16 protein-coding genes are annotated in these 19,355 nt (G+C 73.1%); 9 read left to right on the forward strand and 7 right to left on the reverse strand.

The genetic code is table 11. The features are described from left to right. Positions 1–3: 3 nt before the first annotated feature. Positions 4–801: a hypothetical protein gene (locus O7624_RS19160; RefSeq protein ID WP_282236783.1), complete on the reverse strand. Its 798-nt coding sequence runs from the start codon at positions 799–801 to the stop codon at positions 4–6. A gap of 92 nt (positions 802–893) precedes the next feature. Between O7624_RS19160 and O7624_RS19165 the strand changes: the two genes are divergently transcribed. Further along, positions 894–3,068, forward strand: coding sequence for a DEAD/DEAH box helicase (locus O7624_RS19165; protein ID WP_282236784.1), 2,175 nt, complete (start codon positions 894–896; stop codon positions 3,066–3,068). A 69-nt stretch (positions 3,069–3,137) separates the two neighbouring features. Beyond that, entirely contained in the window at positions 3,138–4,163 is a 1,026-nt protein-coding gene (locus O7624_RS19170; protein ID WP_282236785.1) for a hypothetical protein, read from the forward strand. A gap of 8 nt (positions 4,164–4,171) precedes the next feature. Here O7624_RS19170 and O7624_RS19175 read toward each other — a convergent pair whose 3' ends face one another. From O7624_RS19175 to O7624_RS19185, 3 genes are all read right to left on the reverse strand, one after another. Next, the gene (locus O7624_RS19175; RefSeq protein WP_210937859.1) at positions 4,172–4,624 is read right to left on the reverse strand and encodes a helix-turn-helix domain-containing protein; all 453 of its coding nucleotides are present in this window, start codon (positions 4,622–4,624) and stop codon (positions 4,172–4,174) included. A 118-nt stretch (positions 4,625–4,742) separates the two neighbouring features. Beyond that, positions 4,743–5,918 (reverse strand): SAM-dependent methyltransferase, encoded by a 1,176-nt coding sequence (locus O7624_RS19180; RefSeq protein ID WP_282236786.1) that lies wholly within the window; start codon positions 5,916–5,918, stop codon positions 4,743–4,745. Positions 5,919–6,145: 227 nt separating this feature from the next. After that, a complete protein-coding gene (locus O7624_RS19185) occupies positions 6,146–7,852 on the reverse strand; it encodes a DEAD/DEAH box helicase (protein ID WP_282236787.1) in 1,707 nt (568 codons plus the stop codon). Between the two features lie 332 nt (positions 7,853–8,184). On the opposite strand from O7624_RS19185, the gene O7624_RS19190 reads away from it, so the two are divergent. Next, positions 8,185–8,838 (forward strand): ferritin-like fold-containing protein, encoded by a 654-nt coding sequence (locus O7624_RS19190; protein WP_282236788.1) that lies wholly within the window; start codon positions 8,185–8,187, stop codon positions 8,836–8,838. 90 nt (positions 8,839–8,928) lie between these two features. Here the strand turns inward: O7624_RS19190 and O7624_RS19195 are convergent, their stop codons facing one another. Both O7624_RS19195 and O7624_RS19200 read right to left on the reverse strand, forming a co-directional pair. Beyond that, positions 8,929–9,156, reverse strand: coding sequence for a DUF3107 domain-containing protein (locus O7624_RS19195; protein WP_093403539.1), 228 nt, complete (start codon positions 9,154–9,156; stop codon positions 8,929–8,931). Between the two features lie 63 nt (positions 9,157–9,219). After that, positions 9,220–9,858, reverse strand: coding sequence for a TetR/AcrR family transcriptional regulator (locus O7624_RS19200; RefSeq protein WP_093403541.1), 639 nt, complete (start codon positions 9,856–9,858; stop codon positions 9,220–9,222). Positions 9,859–10,005: 147 nt separating this feature from the next. Between O7624_RS19200 and O7624_RS19205 the strand changes: the two genes are divergently transcribed. From O7624_RS19205 to O7624_RS19230, 6 genes are all read left to right on the forward strand, one after another. Next, positions 10,006–12,885, forward strand: a complete 2,880-nt coding sequence (locus tag O7624_RS19205; protein ID WP_282236789.1) for a hypothetical protein — start codon at positions 10,006–10,008, stop codon at positions 12,883–12,885. Between the two features lie 23 nt (positions 12,886–12,908). Beyond that, positions 12,909–13,883: an alpha/beta hydrolase gene (locus tag O7624_RS19210; RefSeq protein WP_093403545.1), complete on the forward strand. Its 975-nt coding sequence runs from the start codon at positions 12,909–12,911 to the stop codon at positions 13,881–13,883. 97 nt (positions 13,884–13,980) lie between these two features. Next, a complete protein-coding gene (locus O7624_RS19215) occupies positions 13,981–14,829 on the forward strand; it encodes a DUF3152 domain-containing protein (RefSeq protein ID WP_348774956.1) in 849 nt (282 codons plus the stop codon). Between the two features lie 172 nt (positions 14,830–15,001). After that, the gene (locus O7624_RS19220; RefSeq protein WP_282236790.1) at positions 15,002–15,721 is read left to right on the forward strand and encodes a DUF3152 domain-containing protein; all 720 of its coding nucleotides are present in this window, start codon (positions 15,002–15,004) and stop codon (positions 15,719–15,721) included. A 101-nt stretch (positions 15,722–15,822) separates the two neighbouring features. Continuing rightward, positions 15,823–17,043 carry an adenylyltransferase/sulfurtransferase MoeZ gene (gene moeZ / locus O7624_RS19225; RefSeq protein ID WP_170863402.1) on the forward strand — a complete coding sequence of 407 codons (1,221 nt, stop codon included), beginning with the start codon at positions 15,823–15,825 and terminating at the stop codon, positions 17,041–17,043. 31 nt (positions 17,044–17,074) lie between these two features. Further along, the gene (locus O7624_RS19230) at positions 17,075–17,995 is read left to right on the forward strand and encodes a prenyltransferase/squalene oxidase repeat-containing protein (protein ID WP_282236791.1); all 921 of its coding nucleotides are present in this window, start codon (positions 17,075–17,077) and stop codon (positions 17,993–17,995) included. A 113-nt stretch (positions 17,996–18,108) separates the two neighbouring features. On the opposite strand, the gene O7624_RS19235 is transcribed toward O7624_RS19230, so the two are convergent. After that, a complete protein-coding gene (locus O7624_RS19235) occupies positions 18,109–19,353 on the reverse strand; it encodes a glutamate-5-semialdehyde dehydrogenase (RefSeq protein WP_282236792.1) in 1,245 nt (414 codons plus the stop codon). Positions 19,354–19,355 lie beyond the last annotated feature (2 nt).

Genomic DNA, 19,355 nt, shown 5'->3' on the forward strand with positions numbered 1-19,355 from the left:
CCGTCAGCCGTTCAGCAGGTCGTACGCGGCGTTCGGGGCCTGCTGGGCCTGCTCCTCGGTGAACGCGACGACGGCGGGGGCGGCACCGAAGTCGAAGTACTCGACCACGTACTCGGACGCCTTCTTCTTGCCGGCCGGCGGGATCTCCAGCGTCAGCGAGGACAGGTTGCCGTCCGCGCCGACCACCGCGCTGAGCGGAAGCTGCCCGTCGGTGTCGTCGAGCGCGGCCACGCCCTCCAGGGCGTCAGCCAGCTCCGGCACCACGGACAGGTCCACCACACCGGTGTACGTCCCGGGCTCACCGGCCTGGACATCGGAGGCCGCGCGGATGATCGCGTCGGCGTTGCCCGGGTCGGTGCCCTCGTAGGTGGGCAGCGAGTCCGGTCCCTCGATCTTCGCCGGATCCAGCTCCATCCACTTGGTTGGCAGCTTCATCAGCTTCTGGATGTCCTTGGCACCCTTGAAGTTGACCTTCATCCAGGTGCGTGACTCGACCATCCGGAAGGACATCTCAAGCGTGAAGTCCTTGTCCTTGGTGACCGTGTCGATGTCCATGCCCCGGTTCACCGGGTCGACCACGCCGGAGACGTCCCCGGACGAGTCGCTGGTGGTGAAGCGGAAGGCCGGGTCCTGCTCACCCGGCACGGCCGCCAGCAGCTCCTGCTTCGGGTCCGGCGGTGGTGGCGCCGCCGCCGGAGTGGCCTCGTCGTCGCAGCCGGCCACCACTGTCGCGGCCAGCAGGGCGGCGGCCACGGCCGCGAGACGGCGGGTCGTGGCGGTGGTGCCGGTTCGCTGAGTCATCTCGTCTCTCTCTCCGGTATCGAACGGGAATGGTAGAACACACTCCCGGACGCGGCCCGGCTCTGCCGCCGCGACGCTGGTAGAAACGTCGGATGGGCCAGGAACGGACGGTGGTACGGCAGCGGGCCGAGGCGGTGCTGCGGCGGCTGGCCGGCGCGCAGGCCCGGCTCCGCGAGGACCAGTGGCGGGCGATCGAGGCGCTGGTGGTGGACCGGCGTCGGGTGCTCTGCGTGCAGCGCACCGGGTGGGGCAAGTCGGCTGTGTACTTCGTGGCGACGGCGCTGTTGCGCGACCGCGACGGCCAGGGCGCCGGGGCCGGACCCACCGGCCCGACCGTGATCGTGTCGCCGTTGCTGGCCCTGATGCGGAACCAGGTCGACGCGGCGGCCCGGGCCGGCATCCGGGCCCGCACCATCAACTCGGCGAACCTGGACGAGTGGGACGCCATCACCGCCGAGATCCACGCCGGCACGGTGGACGTGCTGCTGATCAGCCCGGAACGGCTCAACAACCCGGACTTCCGGGACGCCGTACTGCCGAAGCTGGCCGCCACCACCGGTCTGCTGGTGGTCGACGAGGCGCACTGCGTGTCGGACTGGGGGCACGACTTCCGGCCGGACTACCGCCGGCTGCGCACCTTCCTCGGTAACCTGCCCGAGCGCACCCCGGTGCTCGCGACCACCGCCACCGCCAACGCCCGGGTGACCCGGGACGTGGCCGAGCAACTGGGCACCGAACCGACAGCGGCGGCCGGGCCGCGACCGGACGTCCTGGTGCTGCGCGGCAGCCTGGACCGGGAGTCGCTGCGGTTGGGCGTGCTCGACCTGCCCAGCCCGGCGCACCGGCTCGGTTGGCTCGCCGACCACCTGGACCGGCTCCCCGGTGCGGGCATCGTCTACACGTTGACGGTGGCCTCGGCGACCGAGACCGCCGAGTTCCTCCGCTCGCGCGGTTGGGCGGTGGCCGCGTACACCGGGCAGGCCGAGGACGCCGACCGCCGCGCCGCCGAGCAGGACCTGCTGGACAACAAGATCAAAGCCCTGGTGGCCACCAGCGCGCTCGGCATGGGTTTCGACAAGCCGGATCTCGGCTTCGTCGTGCATCTCGGCGCGCCGCCGTCGCCGATCGCGTACTACCAGCAGGTCGGCCGGGCCGGGCGGGCCGTCGAACATGCCGAGGTGCTGCTGTTGCCCGGTGCCGAGGACGCGGCCATCTGGCGGTACTTCGCCTCACTGGCCTTCCCGCCCGAGGAGCAGGTCCGCGCGGTGCTGGCCGCGCTGCACACCGACCGGCCGCTGTCCACGCAGGCCCTGGAGCCGCTGGTGGATCTGCGCCGGGCCCGGTTGGAACTGATGCTCAAGGTGCTCGACGTGGACGGCGCGGTCCGCCGGGTACGGGGCGGCTGGCTCGCCACCGGGGAGCCCTGGACCTACGACGAGGCCCGGTTGCGTCGCGTCGCCGCCGCCCGCACCGCCGAACAACAAGCCATGGTCGAGTACGCGGCGACGACCGGCTGCCGGATGCGCTACCTGCGCGAATGTCTGGACGATGCGGAGGCGGTCGACTGCGGCCGGTGTGACCGCTGCGCCGAGCCGCTGTTCCCGCCCGAGGTGTCGGCGGCCGCGCTGACCGCCGCGCAGACCTTCCTCGGCCGCCCCGGGGTGCAGGTCGCGCCGAAGAAGCTCTGGCCGACCGGGCTGGAGTCGGTCGGCGTACCCCTGAAGGGGCGCATCGCCCCGACGGAACAGGCGCTGCCGGGCCGCGCCGTCGGCCGGCTGTCGGATCTCGGCTGGGGCGGTCGGCTGCGCGGGCTGGTCGGCCCGGACGCGCCGGACGGCCCGGTGCCCGACGACGTGGCCGCCGCCGTCGTCGAGGTGCTCAAGGCGTGGGCGCACGGTGACGACCCCTGGCCGGACCGCCCGGCCGGGGTGGTCGCGGTCGGCTCCCGGACCCGTCCGGCGCTTGTCGGTTCGCTGGCCGAGCGGATCGCCGCCGTCGGCCGGCTGCCGCTGCTCGGCCAGGTAATCCCCACCGGGTCGGTGGCCGCCGACGGTCCGGGCGGCAACAGCGCGCAGCGGGTACGCGCCCTGCACGGCACCCTCACCGTCCCCGACCGTCTCGCCGAGGCCGTCGCCGACCTGGACGGCCCGGTGCTGCTGGTGGACGACCTGGTCGACTCCGGCTGGACCATGACGATGGCGGCCCGGGAACTGCGCCGCGCCGGCGCCACCGGCGTGCTGCCGCTCGCACTCGCCGTCGCCGCCTGAGGATGCGACCGGAACCACGATCCGGTCGGCCCGCCGGGTGTCCGATTCGCCCGGCGGTACGGTGGGCGCATGGCTGACCAGGCACCCGACGCGCCCGCGCTCGGGTCGGTACGCACCACCGAGCGACCAGTCGCCGGTCAGGACTCCGGCGTGACGCCGGCCCGCCGGGCGCCTGCCGCGGCCTCGGCCGTACCGGATCGCGCCACGCTGCGGCTGGCGCTGGTGGTGGGCGGGCTCGTGCTGGCGGTGCTGCTCGGATTCGGGCTCGGGCGGATCAACGGGGGCGGTGGCCCCACGGCGGCCGGCGGCACCGACAGCGCGCTGGCCGATCACCCCCACGCCCCCGGCGCCGGCGCGCACTCGCACGGCGCCGACCAGGACGCGGCGGCCGAGGCCGGCGGTCTGGCCGTCAGCCGCGACGGCTACACCCTGGCCCCGCTGACCGCCGAGTTCACCCCCGGTCAGGCAGGTGAGATGCGCTTCCAGATCCGGGACGGGCAGCGGCGGACGGTCACCCGGTTCGCGGTGGTGCACGACAAGCCGATGCACGTGATCGTGGTGCGTCGGGACCTGTCCGGCTATCAGCACCTGCATCCGACCATGGCGGTGGACGGCACCTGGTCGGTGCCGCTCACGCTGCCGTCGCCCGGCGTCTGGCGCGCGTACGCCGATTTCACCGCCGTCGCCGACGACGGCCGACAGACGGCGACGACGCTCGGGGTGGATCTGGTCGCGCCCGGCAGCTACACGCCTCGTGACCTGCCCACACCGGCGACCACGGCCAGGGCCGACGACTTCACCGTCACGTACCAGGGGGTTCCCCAGCCCGGGCTCACCGTGCCGGTCGACTTCCGGATCACGGGGGCGGACGGCGCCGGCCCGGCGCTGGAGCGCTACCTCGGCGCGTACGGTCACCTCGTCGCGTTGCGCGAGGGCGACCTCGGCTATCTGCACGTGCACCCGGAGGCGGAGCTGGCCGACGGGGCGATCCGGTTCTGGCTGACCACGCCGGGGCCTGGGCGGTACCGCCTCTACCTGGACTTCGCCACGGGGGGAGAGGTACGCACGGCAGAATTCACGGTGTCGGTGCCTTAGGCCCTGTGTCAGCCCGCCGTCCGGCGCATCGGTGCGGCGGTGGGGTCCGCCGGCCGGCGGACCGGCCGGCGGGCGAGGTAGCGCAGCAGGTCGCGGATGTGGTGTTTTTCTTCGGCCGGCACCGCCGGATCCGCCAACCGTTGCAGGATCACCCGCACATCGGCCTCCACCGGGCCGTCGTCGCCGCGTCGCCAGGACCCGGGGCCCGCGTCGGGCAGACCGAGAGCGCGGAAGGCAGCCGCCACCGGCAGATCGAGCGCGGCGCAGAAGCCTCGGACCTTTGCCAGTTCGGGATAGTCCTGCCAGTCACCGGCGAGCCAGCGGAAGACGGTCGAGCGACCGACGCCGGTATGGGCGGCCAGGTCGGTGACGGTCCAGCCGCGCTCCTCGCGGGCATCGTCGATGGCGCGGCGTACGAAACGCGCGAAGGCCATCTGCGGCGAAACCTCTGCCGAACCCATCCGGTGGGTCTTCCCTCCCGACCGGCACCCGACGGTGCGCTCTTCGAGAGTAGTACGGGAAGGGCGCTCGACAACTGACTGATCGACCAGACGATTCCGGTGGCGAGCCGCTAATCCGTCACACCGTGGGCGAAGCCTGCGTGAGCAGCGTCTCCAGCCGGGGTGTGACCTGCCACTGGGAGACCAGGTCCCGGTACTCCGTGCGCTGGGCGGCGGTCGGGTCGGCACCTGTTCGCCGGGCCCGGATGAGCAGGTTCCGGGGGGTGTGTGCGGAGTCAACGAACTCGACCACCTCGGCCCGGTAGCCGTGCAACCGGAGCAGCCCGGCACGCAGCGCGTCGGTGAGGACGTCCGCGAAGCGCTCCCGCAGGATGCCCTGCCGGGTGAGCAGGTCGTACGGCCCCGGTGCCGGCCGGTTACGCAGCTGCGTCGCGACGTCGTGGTGGCAGCACGGCGCGGCGAGCACCCAGCGGGCGTGCCAGCCCACCGCCCGGGCCAGCGCCTCATCGGTGGCGGTGTCGCAGGCGTGCAGTGCGAGCACCAGGTCGGGCGGTGGTTCGACAGCCGCGTCGGCGATCGTGCCGGCGACGAACCGCACCCGTCCGGCCCAGCCCAGCCGCTCGGCCAGTTCGGTGTTGCGGCGGCGCTGGTCGTCGCGCACGTCCACGCCGACCAGCTCGACGTCCAGGCCCGACCGGGACAGGTAGCGGTACGCGGCGAAGGTCAGGTACGCGTTGCCGCAACCCAGGTCCACCACCCGCAGCGGTCGGTCCAACTGCCCGGCCAGCCCGTCCGGAAGGGTGGCGGTCAGCGCCCGCAGGAACGCGTCCACCTGTCGTCGCTTGGCCGCCGAGCCGCCGATCTCGGCGAAGAGCGGATCGCCCGGATCGAGCAGGTACTCCTTGGCCCGGTCGTGCCCGGTCGCTGCCGCTGGAGCGGCCGACCGGCTCGCCGTGCTGCGGTGCACCTGGGCCTCACCCGACTTGGTGACCCGCAATTGCAGGGTGGCGTCGGCGGTCTCCACATGCCAGTTGCCGAACGGCTCGGCCAGCAGCGCCTCCACCGCGGCGTCCGCCTCCGGTCCCGGGCTCAGGTTGCGGGTGTGGGGCCGGGCTCCGTCGGAGGTGGAGATCTGCAACCGCTGACCGGCCTTGAGGGCGACGGGCCGCAGTTCGGCCCGGATCACCGAGGGACGCTGGCCGCGCCGCCGTCCGGCCGCCACGGCCCGGGTCAGGCTCGGTCCGAGCAGCATCGAGCGGACCTCGGCCAGGGCGGAGTCCAGTGGTTCGGGCATCGCTCCATCTTTCGGGGAGGATTCGGCAGCATTCGTCAGCTGGCAGGCGGCCCACGACCCCTGCGCTGCCCATCCGCCAGCTCTGCTTCAACCGACGCACAGGTTCCGGCGCTTGGCCGGTGCGTGGAGTGAAGCAGAGCAAAGGGGCCGGACAGCAAGCACCGCCCGGGCGGCGACGGGTCGGCCAGTGGCACTGGCCGCTCTCCGCCGCCTCGGGCGGTACGTGGTCAGTCGGTGGTCGCCTCGGCCGGCGTACCGCTGTCGGCTGCGGCACCACGGCGGCGTCGGCGGCGGCGCGGGCGCGGAGTAGCCTCACCGGCGCCGTCCTCGCTGCGGTCGGTGGTCGCCTCGGCGGGGGTGCCGTCGACGGCCGTCGACACGGTCTCGGCGCCCGCCACCGCCTCGCCGGCCCGGCGACGCCGACGACGCCGGGGAGTACGAGTGCCTTCCTCGGCGTCACTCGCGGTGGCGTCGGTCGGCGTGGTGTCGGCACCGTCCTGCCGGCGACCGCTGCCGCCGCGTCCGCGCCCGCCCTCACCACGACCGCCCTCACCACGACCGCCGTCGCCGCGACTGCGGCGGCGAGTGCCACGCGGCTCGCCCCGCCGGGAGCGGCCACCACCCAGGTCCTCCTCGACCTCGGCGGCCAGTCCCGCACGGGTGCGTTCCGCGGTCGGCAGGGTGCCGGTGATCTCGGTGGAGATGTGCAGGTCCGTGTAGAGATGCGGCGAGGTGTGGTACGTCTCCGGCGGCTCGGGCATGTCCAGGCCGAGCGTCTTGTCGATGATCCGCCAGCGGGGCATGTCGTCCCAGTCGACGAAGGTCACCGCGACACCGGTCGCGCCGGCCCGACCGGTCCGGCCGATCCGGTGGGTGTAGGTGTCCTGGTCTTCCGGACAGTCGTAGTTGATCACGTGGGTGACGCCGCTGACGTCGATGCCCCGGGCTGCCACGTCGGTGGCGACCAGAGTGTCGATCTTTCCGGCCCGGAACGCCCGCAGGGCCCGCTCGCGGGCGCCCTGACCGAGGTCGCCGTGCACCGCCGCGACCGCGAAGCCACGGAAGTCCAGGTCCTCGGCGACGCGGTCGGCGGCCCGCTTGGTTCGGGTGAAGATGATGGTCAGGCCGCGGCTCTCCGCCTGGAGGATCCGGGCCACGATCTCGATCTTGTTCATCGAGTGGGTGCGGTAGACAAGCTGTTCCGTCTGCGGCGACGGGCCGGTCTCGGCGGTGTGCCCGGCGTGGATGGTGATCGGGTGGCGCAGGAAGCGTCGGGACAGCGTCACGATCGGATCCGGCATGGTCGCGGAGAAGAGCATGGTCTGCCGGTCCTCCGGCAGCATCGCCAGGATCCGCTCGACGTCGTCGAGGAAGCCGAGGTCGAGCATCCGGTCAGCCTCGTCCAGCACCAGTGCGCGTACCCCGTGCAGGCGCAGATGCTTCTGCTTGGCGAGATCCAGCAGGCGTCCCGGAGTGCCGACGAGGATCTCCACGCCCTTGCGCAACGCCTCGATCTGCGGCTCGTACGCGACGCCGCCGTAGATCGGCAGCACCCGTACGCCCCGGGTGCGGCTGGCAGCGGCGATGTCCTTGGCAACCTGGATGCCCAGCTCGCGGGTTGGTACGACGACCAGGGCCTGCGGCAGCCCGTCGCCGCCCTCGTCGGGTGCGAAGACCCGCTCCAGCAGCGGTACGCCGAAGCCCAGGGTCTTGCCGGTGCCGGTCGGCGCCTGCCCGATCAGGTCAGCTCCGCGCAGCGCGATCGGCAGTGCGTACTCCTGGATGGCGAAGGCGCGGGTGATGCCGGCCGCGGCCAGCGCGTCGACGGTCTCGGCGCGCGCGCCGAGCTCGGCGAAGGTCGGTGCCTCCGGTCGGACCGGAGCGGTCGGGGCCAGTTCCTGGCCGTCGATAATGTCTTGAATCGGCTCACTCATGTGGATTTGGGGGTGCCCTCTCGTGGGTGCGCCCCGTCATGTCCTCAGGGCGCGTTCGGTATGGCGCGGGCCACACGGTCGGCGGCAGAGAGCCGGGCGGACCGGGCCGCACGCGCGCCGTGGGTCGGACTTCGACCGGATCGGAGTTGACTCCAGCCGGATCGGCACCTACGGCAACTCCTCCATGCTACCTGAACGGGCCAAACAGCGTCCCGATTCCGCGGGGGCCGGTGGCGGCGCAAAGGTTTGTAAGTGACCTGTATCACACATTGTCGGGGTGGCGGGTTTCGCTCGGGCCTGCCGGTACCCCGGCCGGACGGTAGCCTGCGCACGTGTCCGCCCCCACCCCGCCCGGCCACGCCGTCGCCGACCTGCTCGGTCTGGTGGCCCTCGGTGAACTGCTCGCTTTCGACCGGATGGCGGCCGACGCCCGGCTCGCTCCCGACCTGCGCCGCCGGGCAGCTTTGAGTGAGATGGCAGCTGCCGAGATCGCCAACTACCGGCGGGTGGCCGACCGGCTCACCGCGCTCGGCGTGCCGCCCGACGACGCGATGGCGGCGTACGTCATGCCGTTGCAGGCGTACCACGACTCGACCGAGCCTCGCGACTGGGCGGAGGCGGTCACCAAGGCGTACGTCGGTGACGCGATCACCGATGACTTCCTTCGGGGGATCGCGGTCGCGCTGGGAGAGCCCGACCGTCAGCTGGTCCTCGACGTGCTGCACGAGTCGCGGTACGCGGAGTTCGCCGCCGCCGAGATCCGGCTGGCCGTGGAGGCCGATCCGACCGTGGCGGGCCGGCTGTCGATGTGGGCGCGACGTCTGGTCGGCGAGGCGCTGTCCCAGGCGGGGCGGGTCGCCACCGCCGACCATGGGGCCCTCACCATGCTGATCGCCGCGGGTGGTGACGTCGACGTGGCGGAATTGTTCCGGCGGCTGACCGCTGCGCACACCGCGCGGATGGCCGCCGTCGGGCTCAACAACTGAGTTGGGCGCAACGACTGAGCAGAGACCGGCAACAGGGCGGTGCGGCGGGACAGCCCGCCCCGCCGGTCCTGTCGCCGGTCGGTCAGAACGTCAGCGGACGGTGAAACCGACCGCCCGAGGGGATGCCTCGGCGATCTCGACGTAGGCGACCTTGCCGACCGGCACGATCACCCGCCGCCCCTTCTCGTCGGTCAGGGAGAGAGTGCCCTCGCCCCTGGCGACGGCGTCGGTCACGATCCGCTCGATCTCGGCCGGCGACTGTGCGCTCTCCAGGACCAGCTCGCGCGGCGCGTACTGCACGCCGATCTTGACCTCCACTGTGCCTCCTCCATCGGGCGAAATGGCCGCCCTGCGAAGGCTATCCGATCACAAGGTCGAAGGTCAGGCTGACTCACCTTGCAGCGGGAAGCTGGCGATGCCCCGCCAGGACAGCGCCGCGACCAACGCCTCGGCCTCGGCCTTGGGTACCTGGCGGCCGCCGGCCAGCCAGAACTGCGCGGCGGTCTCGGCCGCGCCCACCAGGCCCGAGGCGAGCAGTTCGGCGTGCGCCCGGCTGACCCCGGTGTCGGAGATGATCGTGTCGGTGATCGCCGCGATGCAGCCCTGCTCGACCCGCTCCACGCGTTGCCGCACGGCCGGATCGTTGCGCAGATCCGACTCGAAGACCAGGCGGAAGGCTTCGCTCTCGTGATCGACGAAGTCGAAGTACGCCCGCACCGACGCGCTGACCCGCTCCTTGTTGTCGGTGGTGCTCGCCATGGCGTCGTGCACCTTGGCGACGATCGCGTCACAATGCGTGTCGAGCAACGCGAGATAGAGCTCCATCTTGCCGGGGAAGTGTTGGTACAGCACCGGCTTGGAGACCCCGGCCCGCTCGGCGATGTCGTCCATGGCCGCAGCGTGGTAACCCTGCGCGACGAACACCTCCTGAGCAGCGGCAAGTAGCTGCTTGCGGCGCGCCGAACGGGGCAGGCGCGTGGGTCGGCCGGCGGTCTGGGCGCCGTTCCCCACAGCGGTCATGGGAACCTCCGAGGTTGTCGTACGGGCCGGCATATCACCCGAACCCGGTCGGGGCTCCTCAGCCCCTCGCGGAATTGGCCCGCCGCTGTAACTTATCGCCACTGTCGCCACACGGTAGCCTCAGCGGGGGCGACCAAGGAGCGCGCGGTGAGTGAAACAGGGCAACCCGGTGCCGCCACCCCGGGAGAGCACGGCGACGGGACGGGTCAGCGCGATGACCTGGCCCGTTCCGGCAACGGGTGGGGTCCGCCACCGGTCGACTGGTCGTGGGGGCCCGAGGTCGTGCCCGGTTCCGAAGCGACCAGGCCGCAGCCGGAGTCCCCGTCCGGTTGGGCCACCGCCTCGTCACGCCATGCCGACCTGCCCGCTCCTGTCGGTGAGCAGGCGGAGCCGGAGCGGCCCGTGCGGGTCAACGGCAACCACGTCAACGGCCACCGGACGAACGGCACGCCCGTCGCGGACCAGACGCCGGCCAACCGGCATGCCCCGGTCAGCGCCCCGCCCGGCCTGCACGGGCCGGGTCAGGACCCCGGCAAGGACCGGCTTGTCGTACCGGCCCCACGCCCGGCGCCGTCCGGCGAGTTGCCGGTGACCACCGGCACCGGTCTGCCGACCTCGTCGCCCCCGGCCGTGCAGGTGCCGCCCGTCGGCACCGCTCCCTCCGGCTTCGAGATGCCACCCGGCCTGCACGCGCCCACCGCCGAACGGTCCGGTGAGGGCCCGACGGGTGGCCGGCAGCAGAGTTGGGACGAGGGCTTCCCGCCGGAGTCGGTCGGCGAGCCCTGGCCGACCGCGCCGGTCAACGATCAGGCCGGCGGGCCGGCCGACCACCCTTCGGGCGGCGCCGACCAGCCTGCCCGCTGGTCGCCCGCCGACCAGCCCGCCGGTGATGCGGACCGACCCAGCTGGGCACAGCCCGGCCCGGCTCGCGACTGGGCGCCGCCGTGGGCGCGCGACGACGGTGAGTCCGCCGACCGTCGGTCCCGTGAGGCGCCGGCCCGGAACTGGGCCAGCGAGCCCAACCGCCCGTACGAGCCGGTCCGCGCCGAGCCGACCCGCCCGTACGAGCCGGTCCGTGCGGAGCGGCCCCGGCCGTACGAGACCCGCCGGGATGCCGAGCCTGCGGAGGGCGAGTCGCCCACCGCGCCCGAGCCCGGGGACACGCCGGCCGCCGTCGACCCGACCAGCGCACCCCCGTTCCCGCAACCGCCCTCGTGGGCGCGTGCGCCCGAGGTGCCGCCGGCCGAGGAGCGTCCGTCCTGGGCGCTGCCCCCGGCCAGCGGCGATCCGACAAGCGCCCCGCCGGCCCCCCAGCGGCCGTCGTGGGCGCGTGCGCCGGAGTCGCCGCCGGCGGAGCAACGTCCGTCCTGGGCGCTGCCGCCGGTCAGCGGCGCACCGGCGAACGAGGGCCTGCCCTGGGGTACGCGGAACGAGGAGGCCCCGTCCTGGGGCAACCGGTCCGGCGGCCAGCCGACCGACGAGCGTCTGCCGTGGGCGCTGCATCCGGCCAGTTCCCCGCCGGCCGGCACGCCATCCGGTGCGGTCGATCCGACCAGCGCTCCACCGGCCGGAACCCGGTCGACCGCCCCCATCGGCAGCGCGCCGCAGCCTGACCCGCCGAGTCGGCGGGAAACCCTCGATCCCGGCTCGACGCCACCGGTCGCCGAGGCCCGGTCGGCCGCCGATCCGCCCGGGTATCGTCCGTTCCGGCTGCGGCCGGTTCCGGACGAGCCGACAGCCACGCCCGTCTCTGCTCCCGCCCCGCCGGATCCGATCACCGGGCCGGCCGCGACCGACCAGGTTCCGGGTGAGCCCGGCCGCCGCGAGCGCACCCCCTCTGCGCCCGTCCCGACGAGTGCAGCCCCCTATGCGGCACGCCGGTCCGCGCCCGATCCGGTGCCGTCGACCGAGTCGGCCGGTGACCGATCGCAGGACAGCACCACGGCCGTGTTGCCGCAGCGCGTCCCTGCCGAACCGGACGTGCCCGTCGTGCCGGAGCCGCCAGCCGTGGAGCCACCCGCCGAAACCCCGGAACTCGCCCGGATCGCCACTCATCTCCGCCGTGACGACGAGCCGGCCACGCTGCGGGACCGGCCGGAGGGCTTCGACGTCAACGCGATCCTCGCCGCTGTCCGAGGAGTCGAGGGCGTCCGCGACGCCGCCCTGCGGCGTACCCCCGCCGGGGCGCACAGCCTGCGCCTCGACCTCGCCGACGGGGCCGACCCGGCCGAAGTGAGCCGACACGTCGCTCGCCTGTTGCAGGAGCGGATGGGGCTGGCCGCGGCACCGCGTGGCCTGCCCGGAGTGCCCGCTGCGCCGGTGCGTCGACGCGCTGCGGAGAGCCGGAGCGAGGCGGGTGAGACGCGTCCGGTCGCCGAGCCGCGGCGTCCGTCCGCCCGACCCGGTGGCACTCGGACGGAGGCTCCGCCGAGCCGGCCGGAGACCGTGCCGGAGACGACCCGGCGGCGCCGGCAGTCCCCGACTCCGCACCGGGGCCGGGCGGTAGTGGACGAGTCGGGTGTGCCGGGCAGTCCGGCGACCCTCGGTGCCTCCTACTCCGGCGGGCAACTCACCACGACCGAGTCCGCGCCGTCCCGGCCGCTGGACACCGGCGGGGTGCCGGGCCCCCGGGTGGTACTCGACCACGTCCAGGTGAGTACGTTCGGGCTGGACGCCAACGTCGAGGTCAGGCTGGTCGCGGGCGATCACAACGCCTCGGGGTACGCCACCGGACCCGCCGTGGACGGCTTCGTGCTGCGGTTGTGCGGCGTCGCGGCGGCGGCGGCGATCGACGAGCTGCTCTGTGCCGCCGTTCCCACTGCGGAACGTGGACGGTGCTTCGTGGAGCACGCCGCGGTGGTGCCGTTCGGCAACTGCGAGGTGGCCACCGTGGTGGTGCTGCTGGTCTGCGACGGCTGGGTCGAGCAGTTGGCCGGTTCCGCGCTGGTGGCCGGCGATCCCCGGCAGGCGGTGGTACGCGCCACCCTGGCCGCCGTCAACCGTCGGCTGGAGGCGCTGCTGGCGTGAGCCGTTCCAGGCAGACTGGAACGGTGAAGCCTGCCACCCTCTGGCCCGAAGGGCTGCTGCCCGCCCACTCGGTTCCGCCGCCCTGGCCGGGGCGCGAGGTGCGACTCGACGGAGCGGTCACCTACGTCCGGGAGACGCCGGCCACCGGCCCGGACGCCGAACCAGCGTTGTACGTGCACGGCCTGGGCGGCTCGTCGCAGAACTGGACCGACCTGGCCGGCCTGCTCGCCGAGCGGCTGGACGGTCAGGCGATCGACCTGCCCGGCTTCGGCCGCAGCGAGCCGGGCCGGCGCTACACGGTGCCGGTCTTCGCGGACCGGGTGATCCGTTGGATCGAGCACTCCGACCGTGGGCCGGTGCACCTGCTCGGCAACTCGCTGGGCGGTGCGATCTCGGTACGGGTGGCCGCCCTCCGGCCGGATCTGGTCCGGACACTGACCCTGGTGTCGCCGGCCCTGCCGTTCCTCGACTTCCGCCGGTCGTTGCAGGGACGGATGCTGCCGCTGCTGGCGATCCCCCGGGGCGAACGGGTGGCCGCCTGGCGGCTGGCCCAGCTCGCGCCCGAGGTGATGGCCCAGCAGGTCATGGAGGCGTGCGTGGCCGATCTCAGCCGGATCAGCGACCAGCGTAGGCGCGAGGCGCTGGAAGAGATCCGGGTCCGCTACGAGGCGGAGCACTACGCGGCGGCGTACGTGCGGACCTTTCGTGGCCTGGTGTCCAGCTTCGTGCGGTCGTACCTGCCCGGGTCGGGCTCGCTGTGGCGGATGGCCGGTACGGTGCGGGCACCGTCGCTGGTCATCGGGGGACGGCAGGACCGGCTGGTCGACGTGCGGGTGGCGCCGCAGGCCGCCCGGGTGATCCCGGACAGCCGCCTCCTGATGATCAACGGTGTCGGTCACGTGGCTCAACTTGAGGTGCCGCGCCTGGTGGCCCGGGCCGTGCTCGGGCTGCTCGCCGAGACTGGGGAACCCGCCCGCCGGGCCGACCTGGCAGGATGACCGGGTGCACAGCCCTGGTAGCCGTCTTCGATCGGCGCATTCCGCTGGCCGTCATGCCGTCCGGCGGGGCCGCGATGGTCAGACGGCGGACCGGACCGTGTCCGACGGGGGCGGGCGGCGTCGTCGGCGGCCCGGGACGGGTGCGCTGATCCGGCTGGCGGTGCTGGTGGCCGCCGTCGGTGCCGTGGTGACGATGGTGGCCGGCGGCACCGGTGTGGGCTCGGGGGCGGCCGAAGAGGTCGACCCGGTGGGGTCCGGGCCGCCCGTGGCCCCGTCGTCCGTGGCACCTGTGGAGACGCCGTCGCCGGTGGCGGTGTCCCCGTCGCCCGCGCCACCGGTTCTGCAGGAGCCCGGTTCGATCCCGTCGACCGGCCCGGGTCGGTTCGGCTATGACGACCGGACCGGCCCGGTGCTGGGTACGGCCGGTGACCTCCGGCGTTACCGGGTGGCGGTGGAGTCCGGCGCCGGCGTGGACGCGGGCGAGTTCGCCCTGGCGGTGCGGACGGCGCTGGCCGGCCCGGGCAGCTGGGTGGACGGCGACCGGCTGCGGCTGCGGCAGGTCGAGCGCAGCGCTCGTCACGACTTCACCGTCTACCTGGCCACGGCCGGGACGGCGGGCCGGATGTGCGCGGCCGGAGGTGTGGACATCCGGGTCGGTGGCCGGCCGTACACCTCCTGCCGCGCGCCGGGGAAAGTGATCATCAACCTGGACCGGTGGCGGCTGTCGGTGCCGCACTTCGTCGAGGCCGACGTGCCGCTGTCGCTGTACCGGACGTACGTGGTCAATCACGAGGTCGGGCACGAGTTGGGCAACCGGCACGAGCGCTGCCCGGGGCGTGGCAAGCCGGCGCCGGTGATGATGCAGCAGACGCTCTTCCTCAAGGGGTGCGTCGCGAACCCGTGGCCGTATCTGGACGGCCGGCGGTACGCGGGCCCGCCGCTCTGAGCGGATCCATGCGGAGCGCACCCAGTCGATCAAAATGTGGTGATGCGCCGGAATAAGGTGCGACGATGGCGTCATGCCCTCTTCACCCCTTTGGCGCGATTGTCGGCGCTCGGGCGGCCCGCCGGAGCCCGACGATCGGCACTGCGGGCCGCTGGTCCCGTACCGGGTGATCGTGACGCTGGGCATGGTGCTCGTCCTGGCCGCCACCGCGGTGGTGCTGCTGGCCCGGACCGGTCAGCGGGTGGCCGCCCCGGAGCAGCAGGGCTTCGGCAACCGGATCGCGTCCGGCGCGGGAGGCGACGAGCGAATCGGGCCGAGCCGGTATCCATGGGCGGGCGTCGGCAGCTTCACGGTGGCCGGTGACCACTCGCCGGTGCACGGCGAGGACGGTCCGGTGGCCCGCTACCGGGTCGCCGTCGAACGGGGCACGGGCCAGGACCCGGCTGCCTTCGCCGCCGCGGTCGACGGGGTGCTGGCCGACGCGCGTAGCTGGATCGGCACCGGCCAGCTGCGCGTGCAGCGGATCGCCGAGGCGGAATCGGCCGACTTCACCGTCTACCTGGCCACCCCGCGCACCTCGGAGGCGATGTGCGCCGAGGGGGGCCTGAGCACCGAGGGCTACACCTCGTGCCGGCTGCCCGGGCAGGTCATCATCAATCTGGCCCGCTGGCTGGAGGCGGTGCCGGACTACGGCGCACCGCTGGAGGTCTACCGGGCGTACGTCATCAACCATGAGGTCGGGCACGAATTCGGGGAGGGGCACGAGGCGTGTCCGGCACCGGGTGACCCGGCGCCGGTCATGCAGCAGCAGACGTACGGCCTGGACGGCTGCCTGCCGAACGCCTGGCCGATCCTTGACGGGCGCCGGTACGCCGGCGAGCTGATCGGCTGACCACGGCGGCGGCAAGCGCTGACCGCCCGGCGGTATTCCCGCTCCCGCATAGCGGGCGACGTGTCCCTGCTCATGGTCGATGGGCGCGTCGCCGAGCGACAATGGCCCGGTTGCCCACCATCGATCCCGGGGAGTCCACCGTGTCGCTGCCCCCGCTCGTCGAACCCGCCGCCGAGCTGACCGTTGACGAGATCCGCCGCTACTCGCGCCACCTGATCATCCCGGACGTCGGGGTGGAGGGGCAGAAGCGGCTGAAGAACGCCCGGGTGCTCTGTGTCGGCGCGGGTGGCCTCGGTTCGCCCGCCCTGATGTACCTGGCCGCCGCCGGTGTCGGCACGCTGGGCATCATCGACTTCGACACCGTCGACGAGTCCAACCTCCAGCGCCAGATCATCCACGGGGTCTCCGACGTCGGACGCTCGAAGGCCGAGTCGGCCGCGGCAAGCATCCGCGAGATCAACCCGCTGGTGAACGTCGAGATCCACAACACCGCGCTGGACCGGGACAACGTCCGCGACATCTTCGCCCAGTACGACCTGATCGTCGACGGCACCGACAACTTCGCCACCCGCTACATGGTCAACGACGCGGCGGTGCTGCTCGGCAAGCCGTACGTCTGGGGGTCGATCTACCGCTTCGACGGCCAGGCGTCGGTGTTCTGGGCCGAGCACGGCCCCTGCTACCGCTGCCTCTACCCGGAGCCCCCGCCGCCGGGCATGGTCCCCTCCTGCGCCGAGGGTGGTGTGCTGGGCGTGCTCTGCGCCTCGATCGGCTCGATCCAGGTCAACGAGGCGATCAAGCTGCTCGCCGGCATCGGTGAGCCGCTGGTCGGCCGGTTGATGGTCTACGACGCGCTGGAGATGAGCTACCGCAAGATCAAGGTCCGCAAGGATCCGAACTGCGTGCTCTGCGGTGAGAATCCGACGCTCACCGATCTCATGGAGGACTACGAGGACTTCTGCGGCGCGGTGTCGGTGGAGGCCCAGGAGGCGGTGGTCGACGCGACCATCACCGCATCCGAGCTGAAGGAGTGGCAGGACGCCGGCAAGGACATCTTCCTCGTCGACGTCCGGGAGCCGGCCGAGTACGAGATCGTCCGCATCCCCGGGGCCACCCTGATCCCCAAGGGGGAGATCCTCTCCGGTGAGGCGCTGTCCAAGCTTCCGCAGGACCGGCAGATCGTGCTGCACTGCAAGTCCGGCGTCCGCTCCGCCGAGGCGTTGGCCGCGTTGAAGGCGGCCGGTTTCCGCGACGCGGTGCACGTGCAGGGCGGCGTGCTCTCCTGGATCAAGCAGATCGATCCGTCGCTGCCCGTTTACTGATCCGCAGCCGAGGGGCCCTCCGCCGTGTCCAATGGGGGAGGGGCCCCTCGCCGCTACCCTGCCGTCGGTCGGATCTCACCTATCCGTCCTCCTGAGGCGAGATCACGTTTGCGCCGGTAGCGTGGCCGCCGTGGTCGACATCGACGCCGCGATCGGGTTCGTGGTGGCTCACGGAGATGCGGTGGAGCGTGCCCGCCTGTCCTGGCTGCGTACCGGCACGCAGCCACCGCCGGAGGTGCTCGACAGCGCCGAGGTCGGGCAGACACTTGGCGGCGGCTGGCCGGCGTCCTGGGGTGACGAGGTCGCCTCGGTCGACGCGACCTGTTTCCGCCTCGCGGAGCTGGACGACCTGGGCGCGCTGGGCCGCCCGAGCGCCCGCCGGGCCCTGGACTGGCTCGCCGCCGGCCAGCAGCGCGACGGCGGCTGGGAGGAGGACCCGGCCCTCGCGGACTCCGCGCCCGAGTGGGCCCGTCCGGGTGACCCGGAGGCGCGGCTGTACCTGACCGCCAACGCCGCCTTCTGGCTGACGGTGGCGGGCCTGGACGCGCGGGCCGCCGGTCCGTTGGACCACCGGGTCGGCGGGGCGTACGCCGGGGTGGTGCAGGCCGCCAGCCAGGCGCTCGCCGCCCAACTGCGCCCCGACGGCAGCTGGCCGTCCTTCCTGGCCGCCGGGTGGCTCAGCGCGGCCGTCCTGCATCGGCAGCAGATGTTCTACGAGTCGGCGCAGATCAAGGCGGTGTTGGCGGAGCGGTTGCCGCAGGCGTCGGCGGCCGATGCCGCCTGGCTCGCCGTGACGCTGCGCCGGGTGGGCGTCGATCATCAGGAGTGGACGCTTGTCGCCGCCCGACGCCGCCTCACCGAGACCCAGCGCAGTGACGGCGGCTGGAGCAGCGACGACGGCCACCAGTTCGACGTACACGCCACCCTCGCCGTGATCCGCGCCTTCCGCTGACCCCGTTACCCCCGCTCCCCGCGATCTTGCAGTTATTGCCTCTACAAAGTGGGGCAACAGGTCCGTATCGGCGACCGAAAGTGCAAGATCGCGGAGGGTGGTGCGGGTGCGGGTCAGGGGCGGAGGTGGCCGGTGCCGGTGACCACGTACTTGGTGCTGGTCAGTTCGGGGAGGCCCATGGGGCCGCGGGCGTGCAGCTTCTGGGTGGAGATGCCGATCTCGGCGCCGAAGCCGAACTCGCCGCCGTCGGTGAACCGGGTCGAGGCGTTGACCATCACGGCCGCCGAGTCGACCCGGGCCACGAACTCCCGGGCGGCCGCCTGAGAGTCGGTGACGATCGCCTCGGTGTGGCCGCTGCCGTACCGCCTGATGTGTGCGACCGCCGCGTCCAGCGAGTCCACGACGGCGGCGGAGATGTCGGCGGCGAGGTATTCGGTGCCGAAGTCCTCGTCGGTGGCCGCAACCACGGCGTCGGAGTAGGCCGCTACCCGTGCGTCGCCGTGCACGGTCACCCCGGCCTCGGCGAACGCGGCCAGCATCGCCGGCAGGAAGGCGTCGGCGACGTCGGCGTGCACCAGCAGCGACTCTGCGGTGTTGCAGGTGGACAGGCGCTGCGTCTTCGCGTTGAGGGTGATCGCGACCGCCATCGACAGGTCGGCGGCGGCGTCCACGTAGACGTGACAGTTGCCCACCCCGGTCTCGATCACCGGTACGGTCGACTCCTCGACCACGGTGCGGATCAGCGACGCCCCGCCGCGCGGGATCAGCACGTCGACCAGGCCCCGGGCCCGCATCAGCTCCTTGACCGAATCGCGGGAGCTGGCGTCCACCAGTTGCACCGCGTCCGCGGGCAGTCCGGCACCGTCGATGGCGTCCCGCAGCACCGTCACCAGCGCCGCGTTGGAGTGCGCGGCCGAGGAGGAGCCGCGCAGCAGCGCCGCGTTGCCGGCCTTCAGGCAGATCCCGGCGGCGTCCACGGTCACGTTGGGTCGCCCCTCGTAGATGACGCCGACCACTCCGAACGGCACCCGGATCTGCCGCAGCTCCAGCCCGTTGGGCAGGGTCGAGCCCCGGACCACCTCGCCCACCGGGTCGGGCAGCGCGGCCATCTGGCGCAGCGCGTCGGCGATGCCGGCCACCCGCCCCTCGTCGAGGGCGAGCCGGTCCAGCACGGCCGCGCTCAGCCCGGCGTCGCGTCCGGCCGCCAGGTCCGCGGCGTTCGCGGCCAGGATCTCCGGCGTACGCGCCACCAGCGCGTCGGCCATCGCGTGCAGCGTGGCGTCCTTGGCGGTACGCGTCGTCACGGCCAGCGTCTCCGCCGCCGTTCGCGCCCGGCGGCCCTGCTCGCTCACGCTCATTG

Source organism: Verrucosispora sp. WMMD1129, from assembly GCF_029581255.1.
In the GTDB taxonomy this organism is placed as follows: Bacteria; Actinomycetota; Actinomycetes; order Mycobacteriales; family Micromonosporaceae; genus Micromonospora; species Micromonospora sediminimaris.